This window comes from Streptomyces sp. NPDC002853, from assembly GCF_053591915.1.
The window spans coordinates 646,266-670,092 of record NZ_JBSFUS010000001.1 but is presented as its reverse complement, the minus strand read 5'-3'; the positions used below and the strand labels follow the sequence as shown (position 1 = coordinate 670,092).

At 70.8% G+C, this 23,827-nt stretch carries 19 protein-coding genes; 5 read left to right on the top strand and 14 right to left on the bottom strand.

The genetic code is table 11. The features are described 5' to 3' along the window. Positions 1-291: 291 nt before the first annotated feature. The 4 genes from ACWD02_RS02960 to ACWD02_RS02945 all read left to right on the top strand — a co-directional run bounded on the left by ACWD02_RS02960 (position 292) and on the right by ACWD02_RS02945 (position 4,612). Positions 292-1,659, top strand: a complete 1,368-nt coding sequence (locus ACWD02_RS02960) for a Cys-Gln thioester bond-forming surface protein (RefSeq protein WP_451204373.1) — start codon at positions 292-294, stop codon at positions 1,657-1,659. A gap of 151 nt (positions 1,660-1,810) precedes the next feature. Continuing rightward, on the top strand, positions 1,811-3,475 hold the full coding sequence (gene ettA, locus ACWD02_RS02955) for an energy-dependent translational throttle protein EttA (RefSeq protein ID WP_451203782.1): 1,665 nt from the start codon (positions 1,811-1,813) through the stop codon (positions 3,473-3,475). A gap of 7 nt (positions 3,476-3,482) precedes the next feature. Then, positions 3,483-3,929, top strand: coding sequence for an acyl-CoA thioesterase (locus tag ACWD02_RS02950; protein WP_451203780.1), 447 nt, complete (start codon positions 3,483-3,485; stop codon positions 3,927-3,929). Further along, entirely contained in the window at positions 3,926-4,612 is a 687-nt protein-coding gene (locus ACWD02_RS02945) for a hypothetical protein (protein WP_451203778.1), read from the top strand. Before ACWD02_RS02950 ends, ACWD02_RS02945 begins: the two co-directional genes overlap by 4 nt. A 36-nt stretch (positions 4,613-4,648) precedes the next feature. On the opposite strand, the gene ACWD02_RS02940 is transcribed toward ACWD02_RS02945, so the two are convergent. After that, positions 4,649-5,062: a globin gene (locus ACWD02_RS02940; RefSeq protein ID WP_361835995.1), complete on the bottom strand. Its 414-nt coding sequence runs from the start codon at positions 5,060-5,062 to the stop codon at positions 4,649-4,651. A 189-nt stretch (positions 5,063-5,251) separates the two neighbouring features. Between ACWD02_RS02940 and ACWD02_RS02935 the strand changes: the two genes are divergently transcribed. Further along, positions 5,252-6,226, top strand: a complete 975-nt coding sequence (locus tag ACWD02_RS02935) for a methyltransferase domain-containing protein (protein WP_451203775.1) — start codon at positions 5,252-5,254, stop codon at positions 6,224-6,226. Between the two features lie 21 nt (positions 6,227-6,247). Here ACWD02_RS02935 and ACWD02_RS02930 read toward each other — a convergent pair whose 3' ends face one another. The 13 genes from ACWD02_RS02930 to ACWD02_RS02870 all read right to left on the bottom strand — a co-directional run bounded on the left by ACWD02_RS02930 (position 6,248) and on the right by ACWD02_RS02870 (position 23,804). Further along, a complete protein-coding gene (locus ACWD02_RS02930; protein WP_451203773.1) occupies positions 6,248-7,468 on the bottom strand; it encodes an FHA domain-containing protein in 1,221 nt (406 codons plus the stop codon). Positions 7,469-7,547: 79 nt separating this feature from the next. Further along, positions 7,548-8,891 carry a VWA domain-containing protein gene (locus tag ACWD02_RS02925; RefSeq protein ID WP_451203771.1) on the bottom strand — a complete coding sequence of 448 codons (1,344 nt, stop codon included), beginning with the start codon at positions 8,889-8,891 and terminating at the stop codon, positions 7,548-7,550. 92 nt (positions 8,892-8,983) lie between these two features. Continuing rightward, the gene (locus ACWD02_RS02920; protein WP_451203769.1) at positions 8,984-10,339 is read right to left on the bottom strand and encodes a PP2C family protein-serine/threonine phosphatase; all 1,356 of its coding nucleotides are present in this window, start codon (positions 10,337-10,339) and stop codon (positions 8,984-8,986) included. Between the two features lie 2 nt (positions 10,340-10,341). Further along, positions 10,342-12,936 (bottom strand): tetratricopeptide repeat protein, encoded by a 2,595-nt coding sequence (locus tag ACWD02_RS02915; RefSeq protein ID WP_451203767.1) that lies wholly within the window; start codon positions 12,934-12,936, stop codon positions 10,342-10,344. After that, positions 12,933-14,252: a hypothetical protein gene (locus tag ACWD02_RS02910; protein WP_451203765.1), complete on the bottom strand. Its 1,320-nt coding sequence runs from the start codon at positions 14,250-14,252 to the stop codon at positions 12,933-12,935. Before ACWD02_RS02910 ends, ACWD02_RS02915 begins: the two co-directional genes overlap by 4 nt. 39 nt (positions 14,253-14,291) lie before the next feature. Then, on the bottom strand, positions 14,292-15,305 hold the full coding sequence (locus ACWD02_RS02905) for a glutamate ABC transporter substrate-binding protein (RefSeq protein ID WP_451203763.1): 1,014 nt from the start codon (positions 15,303-15,305) through the stop codon (positions 14,292-14,294). Between the two features lie 17 nt (positions 15,306-15,322). Beyond that, the gene (locus ACWD02_RS02900; RefSeq protein ID WP_451204371.1) at positions 15,323-16,786 is read right to left on the bottom strand and encodes a hypothetical protein; all 1,464 of its coding nucleotides are present in this window, start codon (positions 16,784-16,786) and stop codon (positions 15,323-15,325) included. Between the two features lie 285 nt (positions 16,787-17,071). Continuing rightward, entirely contained in the window at positions 17,072-18,061 is a 990-nt protein-coding gene (locus ACWD02_RS02895) for an N-acetylglucosamine kinase (RefSeq protein ID WP_451203761.1), read from the bottom strand. Next, complete coding sequence (locus tag ACWD02_RS02890; protein ID WP_451203759.1) at positions 18,052-19,317, bottom strand: 6-phospho-beta-glucosidase; 1,266 nt, start codon at positions 19,315-19,317, stop codon at positions 18,052-18,054. The genes ACWD02_RS02895 and ACWD02_RS02890 overlap by 10 nt, the downstream gene beginning before the upstream one ends. A gap of 8 nt (positions 19,318-19,325) precedes the next feature. Beyond that, entirely contained in the window at positions 19,326-20,234 is a 909-nt protein-coding gene (locus ACWD02_RS02885) for a carbohydrate ABC transporter permease (RefSeq protein WP_451203757.1), read from the bottom strand. A gap of 6 nt (positions 20,235-20,240) precedes the next feature. After that, positions 20,241-21,176: a carbohydrate ABC transporter permease gene (locus ACWD02_RS02880; RefSeq protein ID WP_365816883.1), complete on the bottom strand. Its 936-nt coding sequence runs from the start codon at positions 21,174-21,176 to the stop codon at positions 20,241-20,243. Positions 21,177-21,194: 18 nt separating this feature from the next. Further along, positions 21,195-22,535 (bottom strand): ABC transporter substrate-binding protein, encoded by a 1,341-nt coding sequence (locus ACWD02_RS02875; protein WP_451203755.1) that lies wholly within the window; start codon positions 22,533-22,535, stop codon positions 21,195-21,197. Positions 22,536-22,646: 111 nt separating this feature from the next. Continuing rightward, positions 22,647-23,804 carry an ROK family transcriptional regulator gene (locus tag ACWD02_RS02870; RefSeq protein ID WP_363211243.1) on the bottom strand — a complete coding sequence of 386 codons (1,158 nt, stop codon included), beginning with the start codon at positions 23,802-23,804 and terminating at the stop codon, positions 22,647-22,649. Positions 23,805-23,827 lie beyond the last annotated feature (23 nt).

The window sequence follows — 23,827 nt, the reverse complement described above, 5'->3', positions numbered from 1 at the left end:
GACCGTGGTGTGCCGCGTCCCTAGGATGCCGAAGGTAGCTCACGGGGCAGTTGGTAGTGGATGCCACGCAGGTGGCAGGTGATTCTGCCCCTTCAATCTGCTGGCGGGACCACCCCCCTCGACGTGAACGGGTCCCGCCCGGAGGGGAATTCTGTGTCTTTCGCACGTTCAGTGGTTTCCGCGTTCTCGGCGTTCTCGGCAGTACCGGCGTTTTCGCCGCTGCCCGGGGGACGTGCGTGCTCTGCCCCGTCCCGGGGGAGACGGGGCGCCGCGCGTCTCGCCGCGGTGACGCTGGCGACCGGAGCCCTCGCGGCGGGCGCGATAGCCGCCGCGGGTCCCGCGGCAGCGGAAGAGGTTCCGCAAGCCCAGGGCGGAGCCGTCGCGACGCTGGGCGGACTGCAGACGTACGACCAGGCCGTCATCCGTGAGAACGGGACGAGCCAGCAGGTGCCCGCCGGGCTCTTCGAGATGTCCGTGGACGGCGGCGGCACCCTCCAGACGTACTGCGTCGACATCCAGAACCCCACGCAGAAGGACGCGAAGTACCAGGAGACCCCCTGGAGCGGCACGTCGCTGAACAGCAACAAGGACGCGGGCAGGATCCGCTGGATCCTGCAGCACTCCTACCCGCAGGTGAACGACCTCGCGGCGTTGGCCCACAAGGCGGGCGCACGGGCGCTGACCGAACAGGAGGCGGCCGCCGGCACCCAGGTGGCGATCTGGCGCTACTCGGACGGCGCCGAGGTGGACGCGGTCGACCCGCAGGCCGAGAAGCTCGCGGACTACCTCTACAAGAACGCCCGCGGCGCGGCCGAGCCCAGGGCCTCGCTCACCCTCGACCCGCCCGCGGTCTCCGGACGCGCGGGGGAGCGGGTCGGTCCGGTCACCGTGCGGACGGACGCGGACGCCGTGTCCGTGACCCCGCCCACGGACTCGGCGACGAGCGGGGTGAAGATCGTCGGCAAGAACGGCAAGCCGGTCACCTCCGCGGCCAACGGCGGCCAGCTGTTCTTCGACATCCCCGAGGACGCCCCCGACGGCTCGGCGGCACTCGCCGTGCAGGCGTCGACCACGATCCCGGTCGGCCGGGCCTTCGCGTCCGAGACCCGGAGCCAGACGCAGATCCTCGCGGGCTCCAGCGAATCCACGGTCTCCGCGACGGCGAGCGCGACCTGGGCCAAGAAGGGCGCGATACCAGCGCTGTCCGCCGAGAAGAACTGCGCCAAGAGCGGCGTGGACATCACGGCGAGCAACAAGGGCGACCAGCCGTTCACCTTCCGGCTCATGGGCCTCAAGCACACCATCGAGGCCGGCACCACGCGGACGGTGACGATCCCGCTGCAGGAGGACCAGGCCTACGACTTCACGATCAAGGGCCCGAACGGCCACGAGAAGCGCTTCAAGGGCGTGCTCGACTGCCGTACGGAGGTCAGCGCGATCGGCAACAAGACGGAGCCGGTGTCTGTCCCGAGCCCCGCGTCGGCCGGAGGTACCAGCACGGGCGGCGGCGACCTCGCGGAAACGGGCGGCTCAAGCGCGACACCGATGATCGCCGGAATAGCGGTCCTGATGGTGGTACTGGGCGCGGCGGCGATGTTCCTCCTCCGCAAGAAGCCGACCCCGACCACCACGGATCCGGAGCCGTCTCCCGAGGACTGACCAAAAGCCACGGCCAGTGACAGAACGATTACCCAAACGCCTGACGAACGTCCAGGTCATGGCCCCCCGGCCATACTGGTTTCCCCCGGTAGGTGGCCGTCAGGCAAGATGGGGTGTATCTGCCCACTCACTGATTGCCGGACGGTTTCTCTTGGCTGAGTACATCTACACCATGCGCAAGACGCGCAAGGCGCACGGCGACAAGGTGATTCTTGATGACGTCACCCTGAGCTTCCTGCCTGGCGCCAAGATCGGTGTCGTGGGCCCCAACGGCGCCGGTAAGTCCACGGTGCTGAAGATCATGGCCGGGCTCGAGCAGCCGTCGAACGGCGACGCGTTCCTCACGCCCGGTTTCAGCGTCGGCATCCTCATGCAGGAGCCGAAGCTCGACGAGTCGAAGACCGTCCTGGAGAACGTCCAGGACGGCGCCGCCGAGACCATGGGCAAGCTCAAGCGCTTCAACGAGGTCGCCGAGCTCATGGCGACCGACTACTCCGACGCGCTCATGGACGAGATGGGCAAGCTCCAGGAGGACCTGGACCACGCCAACGCGTGGGACCTCGACGCCCAGCTCGAGCAGGCCATGGACGCCCTCGGCTGCCCGCCCGGCGACTGGCCCGTCACCACCCTCTCCGGTGGTGAGAAGCGCCGCGTCGCGCTCTGCAAGCTCCTCATCGAGGCGCCCGACCTGCTCCTCCTCGACGAGCCCACCAACCACCTCGACGCCGAGTCGGTGAACTGGCTGGAGCAGCACCTCGCGCAGTACGCGGGTTGCGTCATCGCCGTCACCCACGACCGGTACTTCCTGGACAACGTCGCCCAGTGGATCCTCGAGCTCGACCGCGGTCGTGCCATCGCCTACGAGGGCAACTACTCCACCTACCTGGAGAAGAAGCAGACCCGCCTCAAGGTCGAGGGCCGCAAGGACGAGAAGCGCGCCAAGCGGCTCAAGGAAGAGCTCGAGTGGGTGCGGTCCAACGCCAAGGGGCGTCAGGCCAAGTCCAAGGCGCGTCTGGCGCGCTACGAGGAGATGGCCGCCGAGGCGGACAAGATGCGGAAGCTGGACTTCGAGGAGATCCAGATCCCGCCGGGCCCGCGGCTCGGTTCGATCGTCGTCGAGGTCGAGAACCTGTCCAAGGCGTTCGGCGACAAGGTTCTTGTCGACGACCTCAGCTTCTCGCTGCCGCGCAACGGCATCGTCGGCATCATCGGTCCGAACGGCGCGGGCAAGACCACGCTGTTCAAGATGATCCAGGGCCTCGAGGAGCCGGACGCCGGCAGCATCAAGATCGGCGACACGGTCAAGGTCAGCTACGTCGACCAGGGCCGCGCCAACATCGACCCGAAGAAGACCCTGTGGGCCGTCGTCTCCGACGAGCTCGACTACATCAACGTCGGCCAGGTCGAGATGCCCTCGCGGGCGTACGTCTCCGCCTTCGGGTTCAAGGGTCCTGACCAGCAGAAGCCCGCCGGCGTGCTCTCCGGTGGTGAGCGCAACCGCCTCAACCTGGCGCTGACCCTCAAGGAGGGCGGCAACCTGCTCCTCCTCGACGAGCCGACGAACGACCTCGACGTCGAGACCCTGTCGTCGCTGGAGAACGCGCTGCTCGAGTTCCCCGGTGCGGCCGTGGTCATCTCCCACGACCGGTGGTTCCTCGACCGAGTCGCCACCCACATCCTCGCCTACGAGGGCGAGTCCAAGTGGTACTGGTTCGAGGGGAACTTCGAGTCGTACGAGAAGAACAAGGTCGAGCGCCTGGGTGCGGACGCGACCCGTCCGCACCGCGCCACCTACAAGAAGCTCACCCGAGGCTGAGACTGACATGAGTCGGCATATCTACAGCTGCCCCCTCCGGTGGTCGGACATGGATGCCTTCGGGCACGTCAACAACGCCGTCTTCCTGCGGTATCTGGAAGAGGCGCGGATCGACTTCATGTTCCGGCTCGCACCGGGGGACGGCAGCCCGTCGTTCTCGGGCGGGTCCGTCGTGGCCCGCCATGAGATCGACTACGTACGGCCGCTGGTCCACCGGCACTCGCCGGTGACCATCGAGTCGTGGGTGACGAAGATAGGCGCGGCCTCGCTCACCATCTCGTACGAGATCAAGGACCCCGACCAGGTGTACGTGCGGGCCTCGACGATCGTCGTCCCGTTCAACCTGGAGGCGCAGCGCCCGCGGCGGATCACCGCCGAGGAGAAGGCCGTTCTCCTGACCTACATGGACGACGACGGCGATGACGCCGGGAGTTCGGAGGCGCTCGTCGCATGACGGCGCAGCTGCACTTGGCCGACGCCGGGGAGGCGGGGGATCTCGCCGCCTTCCTGGCCCGGCTCATCCACTACGACAAGGCCGCGGCGGTCCGTCTGCAGGCGGCCGGCGACACGCTCGCCGTGTTCGGCAGGCCGCCGTCGTTCGAGGTGCTCGCCATCCGTACGGCGCGCCTCGCGAAGCCGTACGAGCACGGGCTCGACTCCTCCCTCGACGTCACCGTCTCCGCCGGTGAACTCCTCGAATCCGTGGGGGAGTCGGCGGAGTCCGTCGATGCGGCGGGCGTGGTCCTCGTGCCGCAGGCCGTGACCGGGCCGCCGTGGGCCGGAGTTCTCCCGCCGCGCGGCGGCTGGCAGCCCGAGCGCGGGCTTCCGCACGTGGATGCCGTGCGGGGCCTCGTGGCGGCCGCGGTCGCCGAATTCAAGTCCCGGGTCGAGGAGTTGCCGCAGGAGCGGCGGGTCCGGGCCGAGCTGGACCGCCTGGGCCGGGAGATCTGGTCGAGGACCATCGGTGACACGGGCCTGCCCGTGCGGGCCGCGCACGCCGCGCAGGCCCTGGGGTTCCTGCGGGGGGACACGCTCGACCTGCTGTCCTCCGGACCGTGGCTGCGGCTGCGCACGAACTACGGGTCGATCGCCGTGCGCCGGGCCGGTGCCGGCGGCCTCTCGGTGACGCCGGCCTAGCGGCCGGGTCACCGGAAGAAGCGCGCCCGAGAGCCGTCAGCCCTCGGAGTTGACCATCGACGCCGCCGCGTACGTCAGGTAGTTCCACAGCGTCCGCTCGTGCTCCTCGGAGAGCTTCAGCTCCTCCACGGCGGCACGCATGTGCTTCAGCCAGGCGTCGTGCGCGGCCCTGTCGACGGTGAACGGGGCGTGGCGCATCCGCAGCCGGGGGTGGCCGCGGTTGTCGCTGTACGTGCGGGGGCCGCCCCAGTACTGCATCAGGAACAGCGCGAGGCGCTCCTCGGCAGGGCCCAGGTCCTCCTCGGGGTACATCGGTCGCAGCAGCGGGTCCTCCGCGACCCCCTGGTAGAAGAAGTGCACCAGGCGCCGGAAGGTCTCCTCGCCGCCGACCTGTTCATAGAAGGTCTGCTCCTGAAGCGTGCCGCGCGGGATCTCTATCACACCGTCCATGGTCTCAGACGGGGCGACCGAGGACGGAAGACTTAGGACCGCCGCCATCCGGAGCGGGACCGATCTCCCGCAAACCGGTACTGATCTCCCGCAAACCGGTACTGATCTCCCGCAAACCGGGACCGATCTCCTCCGGATCGGTACGTCCTGCCGCTCGCATCGCGGGCCATACCGCAGCACAGTGGCTATATGGGACCCACAGTCGACCCGCTGCTGGCCGCCGAGGCCGGAACCGCCCTGGTGCGCGAGATCGAGGCCGGCGGCGCCTGGGCGCGGGACCCCGCACTGCGCGCGGCCTTCGAACAGGTCCCGCGGCACCTGTTCGTGCCGTACTACTACGTCACGTCATCGGGCGGCGGATACGAACGCCTCTGGGGCGAGGACCCCGACCCCGGACACCGGGCACGCTGGCTGCGCGGTGCCTACGCGGACGTACCGCTCGCCACCCGCGTACGGGACGGAGAGCTCCTCTCGTCCAGCAGCCAGCCCTCCCTGATGGCGAAGATGCTGGACGAGCTCGACCTGCGGGACGGGGACTGCGACGTCCTGGAGATCGGCGCGGGCACCGGCTACAACGCGGCGCTGCTCGCCCACCGGGTCGGCCAGGAGCACGTCACGACCGTCGACCTGGACCCGGAGATCACCGAGTCCGCGCGGCGGCATCTGACGGCCGCCGGATACCACCCGGCCGTGGTCACCGGTGACGGGACCGCGGGGTGCCCCGAGCGCGCCCCGTACGACCGGATCATCGCGACCTGCACCCTGGGCTCGGTGCCGCGGCCCTGGCTGGCCCAGTGCCGCCCCGGCGCCCGCATCCTGGCTCCGCTGGCCACCGGTCTGATCGCCCTCACGGTGCGGGACGCCGCGTACGCGGAGGGCCGCTTCCTGCACACGCCCGCCTACTTCGTGCCGCTGCGGGGCGGCGGCAGAAGGGCCCCGCACGAGCAGCACCTCGGGGGGCTGCCGCGCAGGGCCCTGCAGAACGAGCTCTTCCGCTTCTTGCTCGAGCTGACCGCGGGCAGCCTCGACCCCTATGAGGCCCTCGCCCTGTGGCAGCGCGAGGACCGGCCGGTGCGCGAGCGGTTCGGGGTCACCGTCAGCGGGCCACACGAATGGGCCTGGCTGGACGACCCCGAAGGGCCGTACGCCTGGCCACTCGTGTGAGAAGGCCCTGACGGCTCCGGCTCAGCTGTGCCGGATCGTGATCGTCGTCCAGGCGCCCACGTGCACCCGGTCGCCGTCCTGGAGCGGCACGGGGACGAACGGCTGGATGGGCTCCTCGCCGTTGTTGACCGTGGTGCCGTTGGTCGAGTTCTGGTCGACGACCGCCCAGCTGCCGTCCGGCTGCTGGACCAGGACCGCGTGCTGGTGCGAGACGCCCGGGTCCTCCGGCGGCACCGACAGGTCGATGTCCGGGGTGTCACCGGTGGAGTGGCGGCGGCGGCCGATGGTGATCTGGTTGCCGGCCAGCGGGCGCTGCTGCTCGGGCGAGTACGCGGGCAGGTTCAGGCCCGACGCCTCGGGACCGCTGCGGTGCATCATCGCCATGAAGTACTCGCGGTCCGGGCCGATCGTCGCCGACCAGGAGACCGTGCCGGTGCTGGGACCGGGCACCGCCTGGAAGCCCGGAGGGCCCTGCGGTGCCTGCGTCTGCTGAGGCTGCTGGCCCCAGTCGCCCTGCTCGGGAGCCTGCGGAGCACCCGGACCAGGAGCACCCGGACCCGGCGTCGATGACGAGGGCGGCGGGAGCACCCAGTCGTCGCCGCCGAAGGACGGCGGCGGCGGGGTCCCCGTCTCCTGCGGGAACGCGGGCGGAGCCGGCGGACCCTGCTGCTGGAACGACTGCGGGGGCCGGCCCGAAGGGTCACCGCTGTAGGGCGGCGGGGGCGCCTGGCCGGATGGGTTGCCGTTGCCGAACGGCGGGATCGGCTCGGCGGGCCGGTTCATCTGCGAGGGACGCGAGCCCTGGTAGCCGAACGGGTCCTGCCCGGGCTGGGTGCCGTGCGGCTGGTGGCCCGGCGGCTGCTGGAACTGCTGCGCCGGGTTCGGCGTCGGGCTCGGCGCCGGCGGGTGCGGGGCGGCCGGGGTGTACGAGGTGGCCGTGTTCGTCAGGAAGTTCCAGCGGCACTCCTCGCAGAACGGCGCGTTCGCCTCGCGGGGCGTGCGGCACTGCGGGCAGAGCTCGGGCTCGGCGCCCTGGTCCGGCACGGCCGACAGATGCGGGTGCCCCGGGGCCTGCTGGGGGTATCCGTACCCGGCGTCCTGGCCGGGCCCCGGCGGCGGGTAGCCGTAACCGGGAGCGGCCGGGGGCGGCGGGGGCGGGGGCACGGCACCGGCCATGCGGTGACCGCAGACCTCGCACCAGTCGTCGGAACCCGACTGGTGTCCGTTCGGGCAGGTCGGCATGTCGGCGCTTCCCCCTCTCCTTCTCCGGCCCAAAGGGCCGTACGTGCTGCTGTGGGGCTGATAACGGATGTGGGTGGTGCTACTTCTTCACGCGAACGGTCTTCGTCGACCGCGTCTCGAGAGTCATCTCGTCGGCCTCGGCGACCCTCGCCTTCAATCGAACAGTACCTGCCACGGCGTCGACCACGTCGACCACCTTCGAAAGCAGCTTCGCGGTGTCCTCGTTGCCCGAGGCGCTGGCGAGCTGGACGGCGCGGCCCAGTTTGGCCGTGGCTCCGTCCATATCTCCCGACTTGCGCGCATCGAGGCCCTGCTGGATCACCTGTGCCAGTTCCGCCTGGCCCGTGTAGTGCGCCACCTGCGGGTTGATCGACGTCGACGCGGACATGTCGTCCGTCCACACGGCCCGCACCAGGCCCTGCGAGAGCGTCTGGGCGCTGCCGTCCGGCTGCGGCACGATCAGCGAGACGCGGGCCGCGAGCATCTCCTGGCCGAGCTCGGCGTTCGGCACCTCGACACAGATGTGGTAATCGCGGGACTCGTCACCCCAGGACCCGGTGGGATAGTCACCGGCGCGCGGCCCCGCCTCCGTGCGACGGTCGGTCAACTCCTCCACCGTGGGCGCCACTTGCTTGACGAACTTGATCTCCGCGCCCAGCGGCGTCCAGAGCCGCAGGCTGACGTCGGCGACCTCCTTGCCCATCGCCGCCTCCATCATCTGCGTGAAGTCGGCGGCCAGGCCCGAGGGGTCGGCGACGATGTCGGCCGTACCGAGCAGCGCGGAGGCGATGCCGGTGACCTCCTTGACCTCCCAGTCGGTGCCGACACCGCGGGCGTCGCAGGTGAAGCGGCCCGCGCAGGCGTCGAGGGAGGCCTGCAGGTCCTCGGGTGACTCGTGTTCATTGCGGCCGTCCGTCAGGACGATTCCGTGCCGTATCGAGACATCGGCCGAGGAGAGCAGCCGGTCGGCGAGGCGCAGCCAGGTGCCGATCGCCGTGCCGCCGCCCGCGCTGAGCTTGCGCAAAGCCTGCTTGGCCTGCTCCCGGGTCTGCCGGTCGGCGACCGCGAGGCGGCCGTTGCCCGGATAGACCTCCTTGGCGACATGGGTGCCGCCGATCACCGCGAAGTGGACTCCGTCACGTACGGCGTCGATGGCGGCGGCCGTGGCGTCACGGGCGCCGCGCATCTTCGTCGGCGGGTAGTCCATCGAGCCCGAGCAGTCGACCATGATCGCCACGGCCGCGTCCGGGGTCTGCCCCGCCGAGTAGAGGTGCGGGGCGCTCACCGCTGACCCCACCGTGCCACCGCCCGTCGAGGTGACCGTGGCGATCGCGTTGACCTCGCGGCCGCCCTCCGGGAGGTACTCGTTCTGATAGACGTCGACCGCGAACTGCGGCACGTTCGACTTCGAGAAGTTGGCCATGGATCCCTGCTCCCCCTAGACGTTCCCACCGGCTTCCCCAAGCCGGTGGGTGACAAGTGCGCATGGGCGGCCCCCTCTCGCGGGGGCTTCCACTAGGCCGATCCTGCCCCTTGCGGCACGACACGGAACGGCAGAATCGCCACTGTTACGTTGTCGTGGCCCCCGCCGTCCAGCGCGTGGCCGACCAGGACCTGGGCGCTGTGCAGCGGGCGCACGGCGGAGTCGACGGGCACGGCGCGTGCCATGTCCTCCACCGCTTCCGCGTAGTTCCAGAGCCCGTCGGTGCACACGACCACTACACCCGCACGGTCCGGCTTGAAGGAAGCGGTGTGCGGCTCCAGTTCGTACGCGTCCGCGCCGAGCCAGCCCGTGATGGCGTGCGCGCGCTCGTCCGCGTACGCCTCCGCCTCGTTCATCAGACCCGCCGCCACCATCTGCGCGGCCCACGAGTCGTCCTCGGTGAGGCGGGCGGTCGGGCCGCTGCGGTCGTCCGGGACCCAGTAGGCACGGCTGTCGCCGACCCAGCCGACCACCAGCAGACCACCGGCGACGATCGACCCGACGAGGGTGCACGCGGGCGCGTTCTGGTGCGGGGAGTGCTCCCTGGCCTGAGTGGGCTCCGCGGCAAGGGCGTTGACGGCGTCGGACGCCGCGAGGATCGCGTCGTGCATGGCCTGCTGCGGGTGCGTGCCGCGCGGCAGGGCGGCGAGCAGCGATTCGTTCGCCGCGCGTGAGGCGGCGAGCGATGCCTCGTCGGGGCGGGTCGCGGACGAGACACCGTCGCAGACGATCGCGACGACGGCGGGGGATCCGTCCGGCAGCGCGGTCGACGAGATGGCGAACGCGTCCTCGTTGCGGTGGTGGCGCAGGCCCCGGTCGCTGACCGCGGCGACCGCGTCGAGCTCCTGCTCCATGTGGTCGCGCTCGCGCGGCTGCGCGTGCCCGCAGTTCTCGCAGTAGCCGTCCGGGTCCACGCGGCCCGAACGGCACGCCACGCAGAGCTTGGTGCCCGCGGGCGGCGTGGGGTCGGGCAGCGCCGTGCGGGGGTCGGCGGGCTCGGGCTCCGGCTGGACGCCGGGGGCCGGAAGGGGGTACTCGTCCGGCTCCGCGGGCGGGGCCGCGGGGGCGTCCGTCCGTACCTCACCCGCGTTCGGGGAGAGCTCGCCGCCCGACGACTCCGTGACCGGCAGGTCGGTGGGCAGGTGCGCGGGCACCGGCATGTCGGAGCTGTCCGCGTCCGGGGCGACGGGCCACTGCGACGACGCGCCCGGGGACGGCGCCGGTGACGAGCCGTTCATGGCGACGGTGGGCCGGTCGTCGGACCCGGCCGGCTGCGCCGACAGGTCGAAACCGCACGCGCCGCAGAACAGGTCACCCGCTTCCAGCGGCTCTTCGCAGCCGGGGCACGTGGAACCTGCCCCGGCAGTCTGCTGGTGCATCTGCGACATCTTCACACCCACGTCCGAGGGCGGAAACGGTTGGCCCGCTCCACCAGTTCGATCCTTTCCTCGCCACCCTGTGCGAGCCGGGCAAGCGTGCGGTACGAGCGCTCCAGGCCGAACCGGAGGCCGCGCTCGTCCAGGTCGCTGCCGAGCAGCACGGTCCGCGAGCCGCTCGCCGGTGCAGCGGGTGCTGCCGGCGGGGCGGAAGCGTGACCAGGGTGCCTACCGGAGAGTACCCAGTCCAGCGCGGTGCCGAGGACCTCGGTGGAGAGCCGCTCGCGGCGCACCGCGTCCAGGCCGAAGCCCGCGAGGGCTTCCACCTGGCCCGCCGCGGCCGTCAGATCGTCCAGGAAGAGCGCGCCGGGTGACGGCGCGGTGTCCAACGTCATACGGTGCCGCAGCCTCGCCCGCACCGCCGCGACGCGGGCCGCGGTGTAGTGGATCGAGGCCTCGGGCACGGACTCCAGGGTGTGCACGGCACCGCGCCGGTCGCCCGCGGCGAGCTGCACCCGGGCCAGGCCGAACGCCGCGCTGACATAGCTCGGGTCGGTGGCCCACACGAGGCGGTAGTACTCGGCGGCGTTGTCCAGTTGCTCAAGGACCTCCGCGCAGACGCCGAGGGCCAGCTTGGGGGCGGGCTCGCCGGGGAACGCGTCGTACACCGCGTCGAAGGACAGCGCCGCGCTCTCGTGGTCGCCGGTCGCCAGCGAGGCGACGCCTCGGTACCAGACCACCCGCCAGTCGTCCGGATGCTGTATCTCCAGCTCGGTCAACGCCTGCGCGGCGGGCGCCGGTTCACCCATGGCGAGGCGGGCGCGCAGCCCGCGCAGCCGCAGCTCCACCGAGTCGGTGGGCGCGGCCCGCAGCGCGGTGATCAGCTCGGCGGGCGCGGAGGCCATGAGCCCGGCGAGGAACCCGGCGTTCGGGTCGTCCGGGTCGACGCGCGGCACCGGCAGGGCGAGCGCCGTCGCGGGGGCGTCGAGCGGCCGGACGATGCGGGCCGGCGGTGCGGCGGGCGGCACGGGCGGTGCGGTGATCGCCGGGGTGCCGTTGGCCGTGGCCCGGCCGTTGCCCGCCGTCAGCTCGGCGCGCCCCTTGCGCCGCCCCGGGGGCAGCACACGTACCCCGAAGTGCGAGACGTCGCCGGTCAGTTCGGCGAACAGCTCCGTGTCCGTGACCTTCACCTCGGGCCCGAACAGCGTGGAGAGCGCGGGCCGTGGCCGCCCCGTCTGGATCGCCACGACCTCCCTCAGGACGCCGGTGAGCTGCTCCGCCATCTCCTGCGCCGAGGCGAACCTGCGGGCCGGGTCCGGGTCGGTGGCGCGCACGAGGAGGCGGTAGAACGACTCGTACGTACGGAAGACCTCGATGTTGTCGGGGTCCGGCAGGGAGTCCACGAAGACGTTCGTGTAGCCCTGGAAGTCGAAGGTGAGCACGGCCAGGGTGCGCGCCACCGTGTACAGGTCGGAGGCCACCGACGGGCCGAGCTCGGCGACTTCGGGGCCCTGGTAGCCGACCGTGCCGTAGATCGCCGACTCGTCGTCGTCCATGCGGCGGACCGCGCCCATGTCGATCAGCTTGAGCTGGTCCTCGGTCTGGATGGCGTTGTCGACCTTGAAGTCGCAGTACAGGAGATTGCGGCTGTGCAGGTGCCCGAGGGCCTCAAGAGCCTCGATGCCGAACGCACAGGCCTGTTCCACGGGCAGCGGGTCGCGCTTGCCCTGCGCCGTGCGGCGTTCGTTGGCGATCTCCTTGAGGGACTTGCCGCCGACGTACTCCATGACGATGTAGCCGTCCATGGAACCCGTGCGCTGGTCGAGGTGTTCGACGAAGTTGTAGATACGGACGATGTTGCTGTGCTCGATCTCGGCGAGGAAGCGGCGCTCGGAGATCGCGGCGGCCATCGCGTCCTGGTCGCCCGTGTCGAGCAGGCCCTTGAGGACCACCCAGCGGTCGGAGACCGCGCGGTCGACGGCGAGATAGACCCAGCCGAGGCCGCCGTGCGCCAGACAGCCCACGACCTCGTACTGCCCGTGGACGATGTCGCCGGGGTTCAGCTTCGGCACGAACGAGTACGGGTGGCCGCACTTGGTGCAGAACCCCTCGGTGCGCCCCGGCCGATCGCCCCGCGCGCGGCCCACCGGCGCCCCGCAGTCGGAGCGCGAGCAGAAGCGCTTGCGCTCGGGAACCTCGGGGTTCTTCTGCACCGCCTGGCGCGGATCGGGGCGCGGGACCTCGGGCACCAGGACCAGGCCCACGCCGAGCCTGCTGCGGGCGGACGTGCCGGCGGAGGGTCCTGAGCTGCGCACCGAGACCGAGCGGGACGTGGAGCTGCCGGAGAGCGAGCGCGAGAGCCGCCCCGACACCGATCTGCGCGATGACTGGGACCGCGACGAGCGGGACGAGGCGCGCGAACTGGACCGGGAGCTGCTGCTGCCCGAGCCCTTGCCGCCGCCGGTGATGCCGGTCGGGGGAGAGGACACCAGGCCGGTCGGGGAGACGACCGGGGCCAGGCCGCAGGTGTCGCAGTACAGCTCGCCGCCGCCCATGTCCTCGTACGACCCCGTGCATCCGGGTCGCTGGCACTTCTGCTGCTCACTCATGCTTCCCCCCTCCGGTCGGTGGGACCGCCCTGTTGCGGGACCCTCGATGCGAGGACTTCGGCCGCCGCCTGCTGATAACGAAGCACCGCCTGTTCGGCGACGCGCAGATCGCAGGGCGCGCTCCACAGCATCCGGCGCGCCGCGTCGTACCGCTCGACCAGCAGCGGGTCCTCCGCGTGGCCCAGGCGGGAGACCTTCGCCTTGTAGGCGTCCAGGCGGCCGCGCAGCTCCGCGCGGACCGCGAGGGGCTGGGTGACGGCCGTCAACGACTCACGGGCACGCATGAGTTCGTCCTCGGCCTTCTGTTCGAGGGACTCCAGGAGCGGGGAGAGCCGGTGCCACTGGGCGTGCCTGCGGTAGTCGGACGCCGTCGCGAGCTGCTCCTGCAGCGCGGTCGAAGGGCCGCTGACGGCGGGCACCTCGGACGCCGCGATCTTCGCGAGGACCTCGCCGCGCGCCGAACGGGCCTCGGCCAGGGTGCGGTCCGCTCGCGAGAGCACGTCACGCAGCCTGGCGAGCCGCAGCTCCGCGTCCTGCCTGACCGTGAGCACCGCGTCGATCTCACGGCGTACGTCCTCCAGGGCGCGGGCCTCGCGGTCGTACCGCTCGGTGTGCGGGCGGCCGCCGCCGGGGGCCGAACTGCCCTGCGCGGGCTGCCAGAAGGCCAGCGGATCGGACACCACCTGCTCGCGCAGGAGCGTCAGCTCCGACGTGATCCGCTCCAGGTCGTCGCCCGCCGGGTGCTCACCCGGGCGTACTCCCACGGAATGGGCGAGCCGGCGGGTGCGGTGCAGTTCGGCGGCCAGCAGGTCGATCCGGGCGGGCAGCGCGGACCAGACCGCGTCGGCGGCGACGACCATGTCGAGCGAGTGCGCGTACAGGTCGTTCATCCGCGAGACGAGGTCGATGAGCGTGAAGCGCTCGGTGAGCTTGGCGGGGCCGGTGATCGAGGCCGACGGCGCGGGGGCGGCGCCGCCGGCGACGGTGACACTCTCACCGCGCAGCAGCTCGGTCAGCTCCACCAGGTCGTCACGGTTGGGCCAGCGTCTGCGGGCCCGCACCTCGTGCGCCGCGCGCAGGGCGGCGGCGTACGCGTCGAAGTATGCCCAGAGCAGGGTGATCCGCTGCTCGGTGGACTGCCAGCGCTCCTGTGTGGTGCCGGTGAGACCGGCACCTTCGAGGAGCCTGCGGCCCGCGTGATCCTGGAGGGCGAGCAACGAGGTCTCGATCGCCTCGTGCTCCGCGTCGAGGCGCGCCAGCGCACGGTCCACCTCGTCCCGGTCCATCACAGGACCGGGGGGTCCCGCGACGCTCATCGATCACCTCTCCGCTCTGCGTTGCCGTACATGTCAGGATCAGTCGCTGTACTTCGGTGCGGGCGGTCCCGCCGATTCGCCGAGGGCCGGCTTCAGCCAGTGGTCGTAGCTCTTCTGCCAGCCGCTCTTGCTGTCGCGGTAGTCCTCGAGGACTTGGTTGACCCGCCGCACCAGGTCGTCCTCGCCCTTCGCCGGCTTCTTCATCGCCACGCCGTAGTACTCCGTGTTGAGCGGTGCGTCGCCCTTGAGTTCGACCGTCGGGTCCTGCGCGGCCTGGCTCGCGGCGAGCGCGCTGTCCGTCACGACGGCGTCCACCTCACCCAGCTGGAGCCTTACCAGGCAGTCGAGTTGATTGGGCACCGTCGTACCGATGTCGGCATCCAGGCCTTTCTTCTTGAGCTCCTCCAGCTTGGTCAGTGCCGTGGAACCCTTCGCGGAGCAGACCTTCTTGCCGTCCAGTGAGTCGTCGAACCCAGTGATGTCCGAGGACTTGGGGGCGAGGACCTGCTGGCCGGTCTTGAAGTACGCGGTGGAGAAGGCGACTTCCTTCTCGCGGTCACAGGTGATCGTCATGGTCCGCACGACCATGTCGACCTGGCCGCTCTGTATCGCCTTGACGCGCTGGTTGGTCGGGACGGCGCGGAAGAGGACGGCGTCGCGGTCGCCGAGGATCTCCTCGGCGATCTTGTGCGCGAGGTCGATGTCGAAGCCTTCGAGCGTCCCCGTCTTTTTGTTCGGGTCGCGATAGCCCCAGCGGTAGCTGTTCTGGTCGACGCCGACGATGAGCTTCTTGCGGTCGCGGATGGCCTTGATCGTCGGGCCGTCCTTGCCGGAGGGGGAGAGGCTCTCCTCCGGGGTCTCGCACTCCTCGGCGCGCGCGGGCGCTGCCGCGGCGGAGCCCCTGGACGCGGCCTGGCCCTCGCCCTTGCCGGCCCCCGCCGCGCCGCCGGCCTCCGGCAGCACGAGCACCAGGGAGCCCGTGAGGGCGCAGGCCACCGCCATGGCGGCAGCTCCGCCCCAGCCGCGCATCCTCGCCACTCCTCGCGTACGCATCGTCCGCTCGCCCCCTCTCACCTGTACTCCGACAGCCTGCGCCCGACGCCGAGCACGGCGCCCGCCGCGGCGAGCACCGCGAGTACGGCGGCGCCGACCGGGAGCCCGCTCATCGCCCCCTTGCCGTCCTTCGCCGCCTGCTGGAACTCGCCGCGCTCGTGCGTCAGCGCGTCTTCGAGCGCGTCGTCGACGTTGTCGAAGCACTCGCCGGTGGGCTCGTCGCTCTTGTCGCCGACGACCTTGGCGAGCGCTCCCTTGTAGTCACCCGCGTCGTCGCTGTCCCGCGCGGTCTTGTGCCGGTCCTTCCAGACCGACACGTTGTCCGCGGCCGCCTTGACGGGATTCTTGCCCGACGCGTCGTCGGCGATGGCCGCCGCCTTGCCGAGCAGACCGCTGTCGGCGCTGCCGAGCTGCTTCATCTGCGCTTGGTAGGCGACGTCGAACTTGTCCTTGATCTCCTTGTCCGCGCCCACCTCGACGGTCTCCGCGCCCCGGCTGACCAGCGTGAGGTTTTCGTTGCTGCGGGCCTTGAGGGAGCTGATGCGGGCGTCGTTCAGGACGTTCAGGGATTCCACGCCGTGGTCGTACGAGTCGTTGAGCCCCGAGCGGGCGAAGGTGTGACCGGCGACGAGCCAGAGGAGGACCACCGTGGTCGCGGCGGTCGCGGCGACCAGGCCGTGGTTGAACACCCGGTTCGTGCGGCGGTAGTTGCGGCGCTGGGCCCAGAACAGGGCGCCGAGCGCGAGCAGGCCGAGGGCGATGGCGAACCAGGGGTACGGCTTCGCGTCGTCGTAGTCCGAGTTCAGCCGCTGCTTCTCCGCGGTGTAGAGCTGCTCGGCGGCCGGGAGCATCTCGGTCTGCATCTTGTCGTTCGCGTACCGCAGGTAGGCACCGCCCAGGGGCAGGCCCTGGCGGTTGCTCGCGCGGGCACGCTCGATCAGGCCGGTGTACTCGGGCAGCAGTTTGTTCAGCTTGCTCACCGACGCGGCGGCCGACGAGCCCGAGCCCGCGTTCGACGCGGCGTTCGCCAGCTTCTCGGAGGCCCGCTCGATGTCGGCCTTGTACCGGTCGCGCACCGCGGCGGGTTCCTGGCCGCCCGCCAGGAAGCCGCTGGAGGCGGCCGTGTTGGCGTCGGCGAGGGAGCGGTAGATGGCGGCGGCGTCGTCGCTCAGCGGCTGGCTGCGGTTCAGGACGCTGTCCGCGGCGGCCGAACGGTCGGACATCTGCCAGGTGGTGATCGCGCCGAACGCCACGACGAGCAGCGCCAGGAAGGCGCCGATGATCCGCAGCCTTCCCGGTTCCGTCGTCGCCGCCGCGCGCAGCCGGTCCCGGCCCTCGATCCACGCGGGCCTGCGGGGCGCCGCGCCCGGCACGGCCGGTGCGGACGACGCGGGGTCCGGCCCTGCCTGCGGCGGGACGACGGGCATCGTCGGCGCGGTCTGTCCCGGCGGCGCGGCGCTGCCGTTCGGCGGGTATGTCACCTCGACCTCGACCTCCCCCTTGGTCATCGGACGTTCACTTCCGCCCGGCGTGCGCGGTGCGGGTGGAAGTGCACGGCGGCAAGTATCGCCGCAGGGACCGACATCCGCACAGGTCTTGACTGGATCTTGTATTGATCACTGCGTCGGGAGACCTGTCCGGATCATGCGAATCCAGTCCGGATCAAGCGAAGATCGCACACCACCCCTGCCCTTGAATACGCGATTCTGTGCGGATCGGTTCCCTGCCGGGCCGATGAACTCCGGGCGGTCGGGCCCGGACGCCTCTCAGGAAGCCCCCGTCTCGTAATGCCCCCGCACGCGCGCGTGCACGTCGGTGGGTGCCCCCACCTGGTCCAGGCCGAGCAGCGCGGCGCCGAGCACGGGGCGGGCGACGACCACCCTGGCCACCGCCTTGGGCGCCCGGTCGGCCAGCAACGCCCGTACCCGGTCGTCCAGTTGCGGGTGCCTGGCGGCGAGGACGCTGCCGCCGAGAAGCACCGGGGTCTCCTCGCCGAGCAGGTCGAGGCGGTCCAGGGCCACCGTCGACATGGCGACGACCTCGTCGGCCATCCGGTCCACCAGGGCGCGGGCCACCGCGTCGCCGGCCGCCGCCGTCGCGAAGAGCACCGGCGTCAGCTCGTGCCGCCGTACGGGGGCGATGGAGCCCAGGTGCAGGGCCTCGATCAGCGCGTACATGGAGGGCAGGCCGAAGTGCGCGGGCAGTGCCTCGCGCAGCGCGGTCGCGTCGCCGCGGCCGTCCTCGGCCCGCGCCGCGTACCAGAGCGCCTCCTCGGCCAGGCCGCCACCGCCGCCCCAGTCGCCGGACATCCGGCCGATGGCGGGGAAGCGCGCCGTGCGCCCGTCGGGCAGCATGCCCACGCAGTTGATGCCGGCCCCGCACACCACGGCGACACCCCGCGGCTCGGCGTCCTCCAGGAGTCCGGCCCGCAGGATGGCGAAGGTGTCGTTGCGTACGTCGACGGAGGGGCCCCACGCGCGGCGGCGCAGGGCCGCCGCCAACTCCCGCTCCTCCACCGGCAGATCGGCGTTGGCCAGGCAGGCGGACACGTGCTCCACGGAGTCGGTGCCCGCCTCCGCCAGGGCCCGCGTCACCGCCTCCTCCAGGACGTCCACCGCGGTCTCGACGCCGACCTGGGGTGGCTGGAACCCGCCGCCGCGGGCCGCGCCGACGACGGTGCCGTCGGCCGCGACCACCGCGACGTCGGTCTTGCTGTTGCCCGCGTCGATCGCGAGCACGCTCTTGCCTACGCCCACGCCAGGTGCTCCCGGTTGTGCGCGATGAGGCTGTCGGTGAGCTGCTCCGCGTACGCGTACTGGCCGACCAGCGGGTGGGCGAGCAGCGCCTTGAACACGCGGTCGCGGCCGCCGTGCAGCGCGGCCCGGAGTGCCAGGTCCTCGTAGCCGGTGACGTTCGCGATGAGCCCCGCGTACAGCGGGTCGAGCTTCGGCACCGCCAGGGGCTTGGCGCCCGTGCCGTCGACCGTGGCCTGGACCTCGATCACGGCGTCGTCGGGCAGGAAAGGCAGCGTGCCGTTGTTGACGGTGTTCACCACCTGGTACGGGCTGCCGCCGTTGCCGAGCAGTGAGGCCGCCAGGTCGACGGCCGCCTCCGAGTAGAAGGCGCCGCCGCGCCTGGCGAGCAGTTCGGGCTTCTCGTCCAGCGTCGGGTCGCCGTACATCTCCAGCAACTGGCGTTCCATCGCGGCGACTTCGGCGGCGCGCGACGGTTTGGTCCGCAGCTCCTCCACCACCGCGTCGTGCTGGTAGAAGTAGCGCAGGTAGTACGAGGGCACGACGCCGAGCCGGTCGACGATCTCGCGCGGCATGCGCAGGTCGGCGGCGACCGCGTCACCGTGCTCGGCGAGCAGCTTGGGCAGGATGTCCTCGCTGGCCGGACCCCCGAGACGTACGCCCGTCTCCCACGTCAGGTGGTTGAGGCCCACGTGATCGAGGTGCACCTCGCCCGGGGCTACATCGAGCAGCTTGGCGAACTTCCGCTGGAAGCCGATCGCCACGTTGCACAGGCCGACGGCCTTGTGACCGGCCTGGAGCAGCGCTCGCGTCACGATGCCCACGGGATTGGTGAAGTCGATGATCCAGGCGTTCGGGTTGGTGCGGCGTACGCGCTCGGCGATGTCGAGGACGACCGGCACCGTGCGCAGGGCCTTGGCGAGACCGCCGGCGCCGGTGGTCTCCTGGCCGACGCAGCCGCACTCCAGGGGCCACGTCTCGTCCCGCTGACGGGCAGCCTGCCCGCCGACGCGCAGCTGGAGCAGGACCGCGTCGGCGTCCGCGACGCCCGCGTCCACGTCGGACGTGGTGACGATGCGGCCGGGGTGCCCCTGCTTGGCGAAGATGCGCCGTGCCAGGCCCCCGACGAGTTCGAGGCGGTCCGCGGCGGGGTCGACGAGGACGAGCTCCTCGATTGGCAGGGTGTCCCTCAACCGTGCGAATCCGTCGATGAGTTCGGGTGTGTAGGTCGACCCTCCGCCGACCACTGCGAGCTTCATATCGGTTCTCAGCCCTTTACTCCGGTGAGGGTGACGCCTTCGACGAAGGCCTTTTGTGCGAAGAAGAAGATGATGATGACCGGCGCCATGACGAGCAGGGTCGCTGCCATGGTCATGTTCCAGTTGACGCTGTGGGCGCTCTTGAAGGATTCCAGGCCGTAACTGAGCGTCCAGGCACCGGGGTTCTGGGCCGCGTAGATCTGCGGTCCGAAGTAGTCGTTCCAGCAGTAGAAGAACTGGAAGAGCGCGATGGCGGCGATGCCGGGCTTGGCCATCGGCACGACGATCTTGATCATCGTGCGGAACTCGCCGCACCCGTCGACCTTGGCCGACTCGATGTACTCCTTGGGGATGGTGAGGAGGAACTGCCTGAGCAGGAAGATCGAGTACGCGTCGCCGAACGCCATCGGGATGATCAGCGGCCACAGCGTGCCCGACAGGTGGAACTGCTGGGCCCACACCAGGTACATCGGGATCACGATGACCTGCGGCGGCAGCATCATCGTGGAGATGACGAGCAGCATCGCGGTGCGCCGGCCGCGGAAGCGGAACTTGGCGAGCGCGTACGCCACGGGGATCGCCGAGCAGACCGTGAAGAGGGTGCCGAGGCCCGCGTACATGAGCGAGTTGCGCCACCAGTCCAGGAAGCCGGGGGTCTCGAACACGGCCTGGTAGTTGGACCAGTGCCAGGAGTCGGGCCACAGGTCGCCGCTCATGGCCTGTGAGTCGCTCATCACCGACGTCAGGAAGACGAAGACGAACGGCAGGACGAACAGCAGCGCCACGGCTATCGCCACGCTGTGCACGGCGATCCAGTGCAGGGCCCGCTTGCGGCGGGCGCGGGCCGCGGCCGGGCCGCGCTGCTTCGGGGTGGCGGGGGCGGGCGTGGTGGGTGCGGTGAGCGTCGTGGTCGTCATGAGTCCTCAGTCCTCCGCCGAGAGCAGCCCGGAGCGCTTGCGCATCAGGAGCAGCGTGACGGCCATGGCGATGGCGAAGAGCACGAGCGAGAGCACGCACGCGGCGCCGGTGTTGAAGTTCTGGAAGCCCATCTGGTAGACGAGCTGGGGGACCGTGAGGGTCGAATGGTCGGGGTAGCCGGGCTGGATGACCGACCCCGGCCCGATGTTGACGCCGGAGGCGACCTTCCCCGCGACCAGGGCCTGCGTGTAGTACTGCATGGTCTGCACGACACCCGTGACCACCGCGAACATCACGATGGGTGTGATCGCGGGCCAGGTGACGTAACGGAACTTGGCGAACGCCCCGGCGCCGTCCAGATCCGCGGCCTCGTACTGCTCCTTCGGGACGTCGAGCAGCGCCGCCATGAAGATGACCATGAGGTCGCCGATGCCCCACAGGGAGAGCAGCACCAGCGAGGGTTTGGCGGTGTCCGGGTCGTTGAACCAGTTGGGCCCGGAGATCCCGACCGCGCCGAGGATCTCGTTCACCGGTCCCGTGCCCGGGTTGAGCAGGAAGACGAAGGCGACGGTGGCGGCCACCGGCGGGGCGAGATACGGGAGGTAGAAGGCGGTGCGGAAGAGCCCGGGGCCCGTCTTGATCTTCGTGATCAGCAGCCCGAGCGAGAGCCCGAAGACCACCCGCAGGGCCACCATGATCACGACCAGCCACAGGGTGTTCCACAGGGCGGGACCGAACAGCGGCATCTGCTCGAACACGTACTTCCAGTTGCGGAGGCCCACGAACGAGGGCTCCTTGATCTGGTTGTAGTGCATGAACGAGAAGTAGACGGTGGCGATCAGCGGGTACGCGAAGAAGACGCTGAAGCCGACGAGCCAGGGGGAGAGGAAGCCGAGCGTGCGCAGTCTGCGGCGCGCGGGATTGGAAAGGGTCATGGCCATGGCGGGGTCCTCAGCTCTTCAGCTCTTCGACTGGAGGGTGTCGGCGTCGATCTGCTCGTCGAGCTTCTTCAGGCCCTTGCGCAGGTCACCGATGCGCCCGGCCTCGACGGAGTACGCGAAGTCCTGCAGCGAGACGACGTAGGCGCCGCCGTTCACGGAGGGCGGCAGGGCCTTGCTGTGCTTGTTCTCCAGGATGTCGAAGAAGGTCCGGAAGGTCGGATCGGCGTCCAGGTCGGGGGACTTGAGCGCCGCGAACGTGGAGGGCACGTTGTGGATGGCGTTCGCGAAGCTCACGACCTGCTTGGTGTCCGCGGTCAGGAACCGCACCAGTTCCCACGCGGCGTTCTGGTGCTTGCTGCTGTGCGCGATGCCGGCGACGGTGCCGGTGATGAAGCCGCGTCCGTAGGTGTCGGCCTGGTCGTCGGGGACGGGCAGCGGGGCCACGCCCCAGTCGAACTCCGCCTTCGCCTCGTCCAGCATGAGGCCGCGCCACTCGCCGTCCAGGTGCATGGCGACCTTGCCGGTCAAAAAGGCGTTCTGGCTGGACATCTCGTCGCCGAAGGTCAGCCGGAACCGCTCCAGGTCGTTGAACCCGCCCTGCGCGGCAGCGAGTTGTCCGGCTGTCTTGAAGAACTTGTACGTGGAGGGATCGTCCGCGAGCCGCGAGTTCCCCTTGGCGTCGAAGTACTTCGGCCCCCACTGGGCGAAGAGCCGGTCCGGACTGTTCTGGTAGAAGCGGAAGTTGGGCAGATACCCGACCTGCTTGTACGAGTTCTTGCCGCTGCGGACGGTCAGTTTCCTGGCGACCTTCTCGAACTCGGACATCGTGCGCGGGGGCCGCTCGATGCCCGCCTTCTTGTAGGCGTCCTTGTTGTAGTACATGCCGAAGGCGTCCGCGAGCAGCGGCAGGGCGCACTGGCTGCCCCGGTAACTGGTGTAGTCGAGAAGCGTCTTGGGGAAGACCTTCTCCTTGTCCAGGCCGGTCTTCCTCATGAACGGATCGAGGTCCGCCCACATCCCGGAGTCGCAGTACTGGCCCACGTTGTTGGTGGTGAAGGAGGACACCACGTCCGGGGCTTTGTCGCCGCCCGCCCGCAGGGCCTGGTTGACGGTCTCGTCGGAGACGTTCCCGGTGGCCTTGACCTTGATGTTCGGGTGCAGCTTCTCGAACCGGTCGATGCTGTCGTTGACGGCCTTGACCTCGCCGGGCGTCGCCCAGCCGTGCCAGAACTTCAGGGTGACCGGCTTCGTCGGGTCGTCGTTCGCGCTGCCGACGCTCGGGTTGGCGCAGCCGGAGAGCAACAGACCGGCTGCGGCGAGCGCCGCGGACGCGCAGGTGGACATGCGCCATCGCGGCATGGCGGACTTCCTTTACGGGGAGGGGAGTTGGGGTGGAGCCGGGCGAGGGGTGGGGCCGGGCGAGGGGTGGAGCCGGGCGAGGGGTGGGTCCGGGCGAGGGGTGGGTCTCCCTCAGGCCGTGTCGAAGACCTGGTCGCGGGCCTGGGTGAGGGCCGAGCGCAGGGCGCCGGTGAGGATCGGGTCGCCGTCGAGTTCGCTGATGCGGATCTGCGGGCGGGGGAGCGCGAGCCCGGTCAGCTCCTCCTCGACCCGGGCGCGCAGCTTGTCGCCGCCCGCCTGGGCCACCGAGCCGGAGAGCACGACGAGTTCGGGGTCGACGACGGCGACCACGGCGGCGATGCCGGTGGCGATGCGCCGAGCGACCTCGGCGAGCGCGGCGTCGTCGGCCATGACCTGCGCCAACGTCGCCCCGCCACCGGTGAGTTCACGCACGACGTACGCGGAGACGAGGCTCTCGAAGCCGCCGCCGCCCCCGCCCCGCGTGTCCCCGCGAAGGAGCGGAGCGCCCGGCAGCGGCATGTAGCCGATCTCGCCCGCGCCGCCGGTCGCGCCGCGCAGCAGGGTGCCGCCGAGCACGATGGCGGCGCCGACGCCTTCGTCGAGCCAGGTCAGCACGTAGTTGTCGTGGTCCTGGGCGGCGCCCTCGTACTGCTCGGCGACGGCGGCAAGGTTCACGTCGTTCTCGATGACGACGGGGGTGCCGAGGACGGCGGCGAGATCGTCGCGCAGCGTCCGTGAGTGCCAGCCCGGCAGGTGCGGTGCGTACCGCAGGGCGCCGGTGTGCGGGTCGATGGCGCCGGGGGTGCCGATGACGGCGGCCCGCAGATCCTCGTGCCCGAGCCCTGCCTGGCGCAGGGCGCCGTCGACGGCCTCCGCGACGAGCTGGGCGGTGCGGTGGCGCACGTCCTCGGCGACGGCTTCCGCCTCCACGCGCTCCTTGCCGAGGACGGTGCCGGTGATGTCGGCGACGAGTGCCGTGATCCCGGTGGGGTCGGCGGACAGCGCGGCGACGTGTCCGGCGCCGGGGTCGATCTCGTACAGCAGGGCGTTGGGTCCGGGACGGCCGCTCAGGCTGCCGGTGGTGTGCACGAGCCCGGCCGCCTCCAGGCGCCCCAGGAGCTGGGAGGTGGTGGGCTTGGACAGCCCGGTCAGCTCGCCGATGCGGGTGCGGGTGAGGGGTCCGTGCACGACGAGAAGATCGAGGACGGCCCGGTCGTTCATGGCACGCAGGACGCTCGGGGTGCCCGGAGTGCTGCCCGCTGCTGCCATGACGTCACCTTACTTTTGGACGA

Coding starts and splice junctions, on each gene's coding strand:
- ACWD02_RS02950 (WP_451203780.1), top strand. CDS start 3,483: ATGAGTCGGCATATCTACAGCTGCCCCCTCCGGTGGTCGGACATGGAT.
- ACWD02_RS02945 (WP_451203778.1), top strand. CDS start 3,926: ATGACGGCGCAGCTGCACTTGGCCGACGCCGGGGAGGCGGGGGATCTC.
- ACWD02_RS02940 (WP_361835995.1), bottom strand. CDS start 5,062: ATGGACGGTGTGATAGAGATCCCGCGCGGCACGCTTCAGGAGCAGACC.
- ACWD02_RS02935 (WP_451203775.1), top strand. CDS start 5,252: ATGGGACCCACAGTCGACCCGCTGCTGGCCGCCGAGGCCGGAACCGCC.
- ACWD02_RS02930 (WP_451203773.1), bottom strand. CDS start 7,468: ATGCCGACCTGCCCGAACGGACACCAGTCGGGTTCCGACGACTGGTGC.
- ACWD02_RS02925 (WP_451203771.1), bottom strand. CDS start 8,891: ATGGCCAACTTCTCGAAGTCGAACGTGCCGCAGTTCGCGGTCGACGTC.
- ACWD02_RS02920 (WP_451203769.1), bottom strand. CDS start 10,339: ATGTCGCAGATGCACCAGCAGACTGCCGGGGCAGGTTCCACGTGCCCC.
- ACWD02_RS02915 (WP_451203767.1), bottom strand. CDS start 12,936: ATGAGTGAGCAGCAGAAGTGCCAGCGACCCGGATGCACGGGGTCGTAC.
- ACWD02_RS02910 (WP_451203765.1), bottom strand. CDS start 14,252: ATGAGCGTCGCGGGACCCCCCGGTCCTGTGATGGACCGGGACGAGGTG.
- ACWD02_RS02905 (WP_451203763.1), bottom strand. CDS start 15,305: ATGCGTACGCGAGGAGTGGCGAGGATGCGCGGCTGGGGCGGAGCTGCC.
- ACWD02_RS02890 (WP_451203759.1), bottom strand. CDS start 19,317: ATGAAGCTCGCAGTGGTCGGCGGAGGGTCGACCTACACACCCGAACTC.
- ACWD02_RS02885 (WP_451203757.1), bottom strand. CDS start 20,234: ATGACGACCACGACGCTCACCGCACCCACCACGCCCGCCCCCGCCACC.
- ACWD02_RS02880 (WP_365816883.1), bottom strand. CDS start 21,176: ATGGCCATGACCCTTTCCAATCCCGCGCGCCGCAGACTGCGCACGCTC.
- ACWD02_RS02875 (WP_451203755.1), bottom strand. CDS start 22,535: ATGCCGCGATGGCGCATGTCCACCTGCGCGTCCGCGGCGCTCGCCGCA.
- ACWD02_RS02870 (WP_363211243.1), bottom strand. CDS start 23,804: ATGGCAGCAGCGGGCAGCACTCCGGGCACCCCGAGCGTCCTGCGTGCC.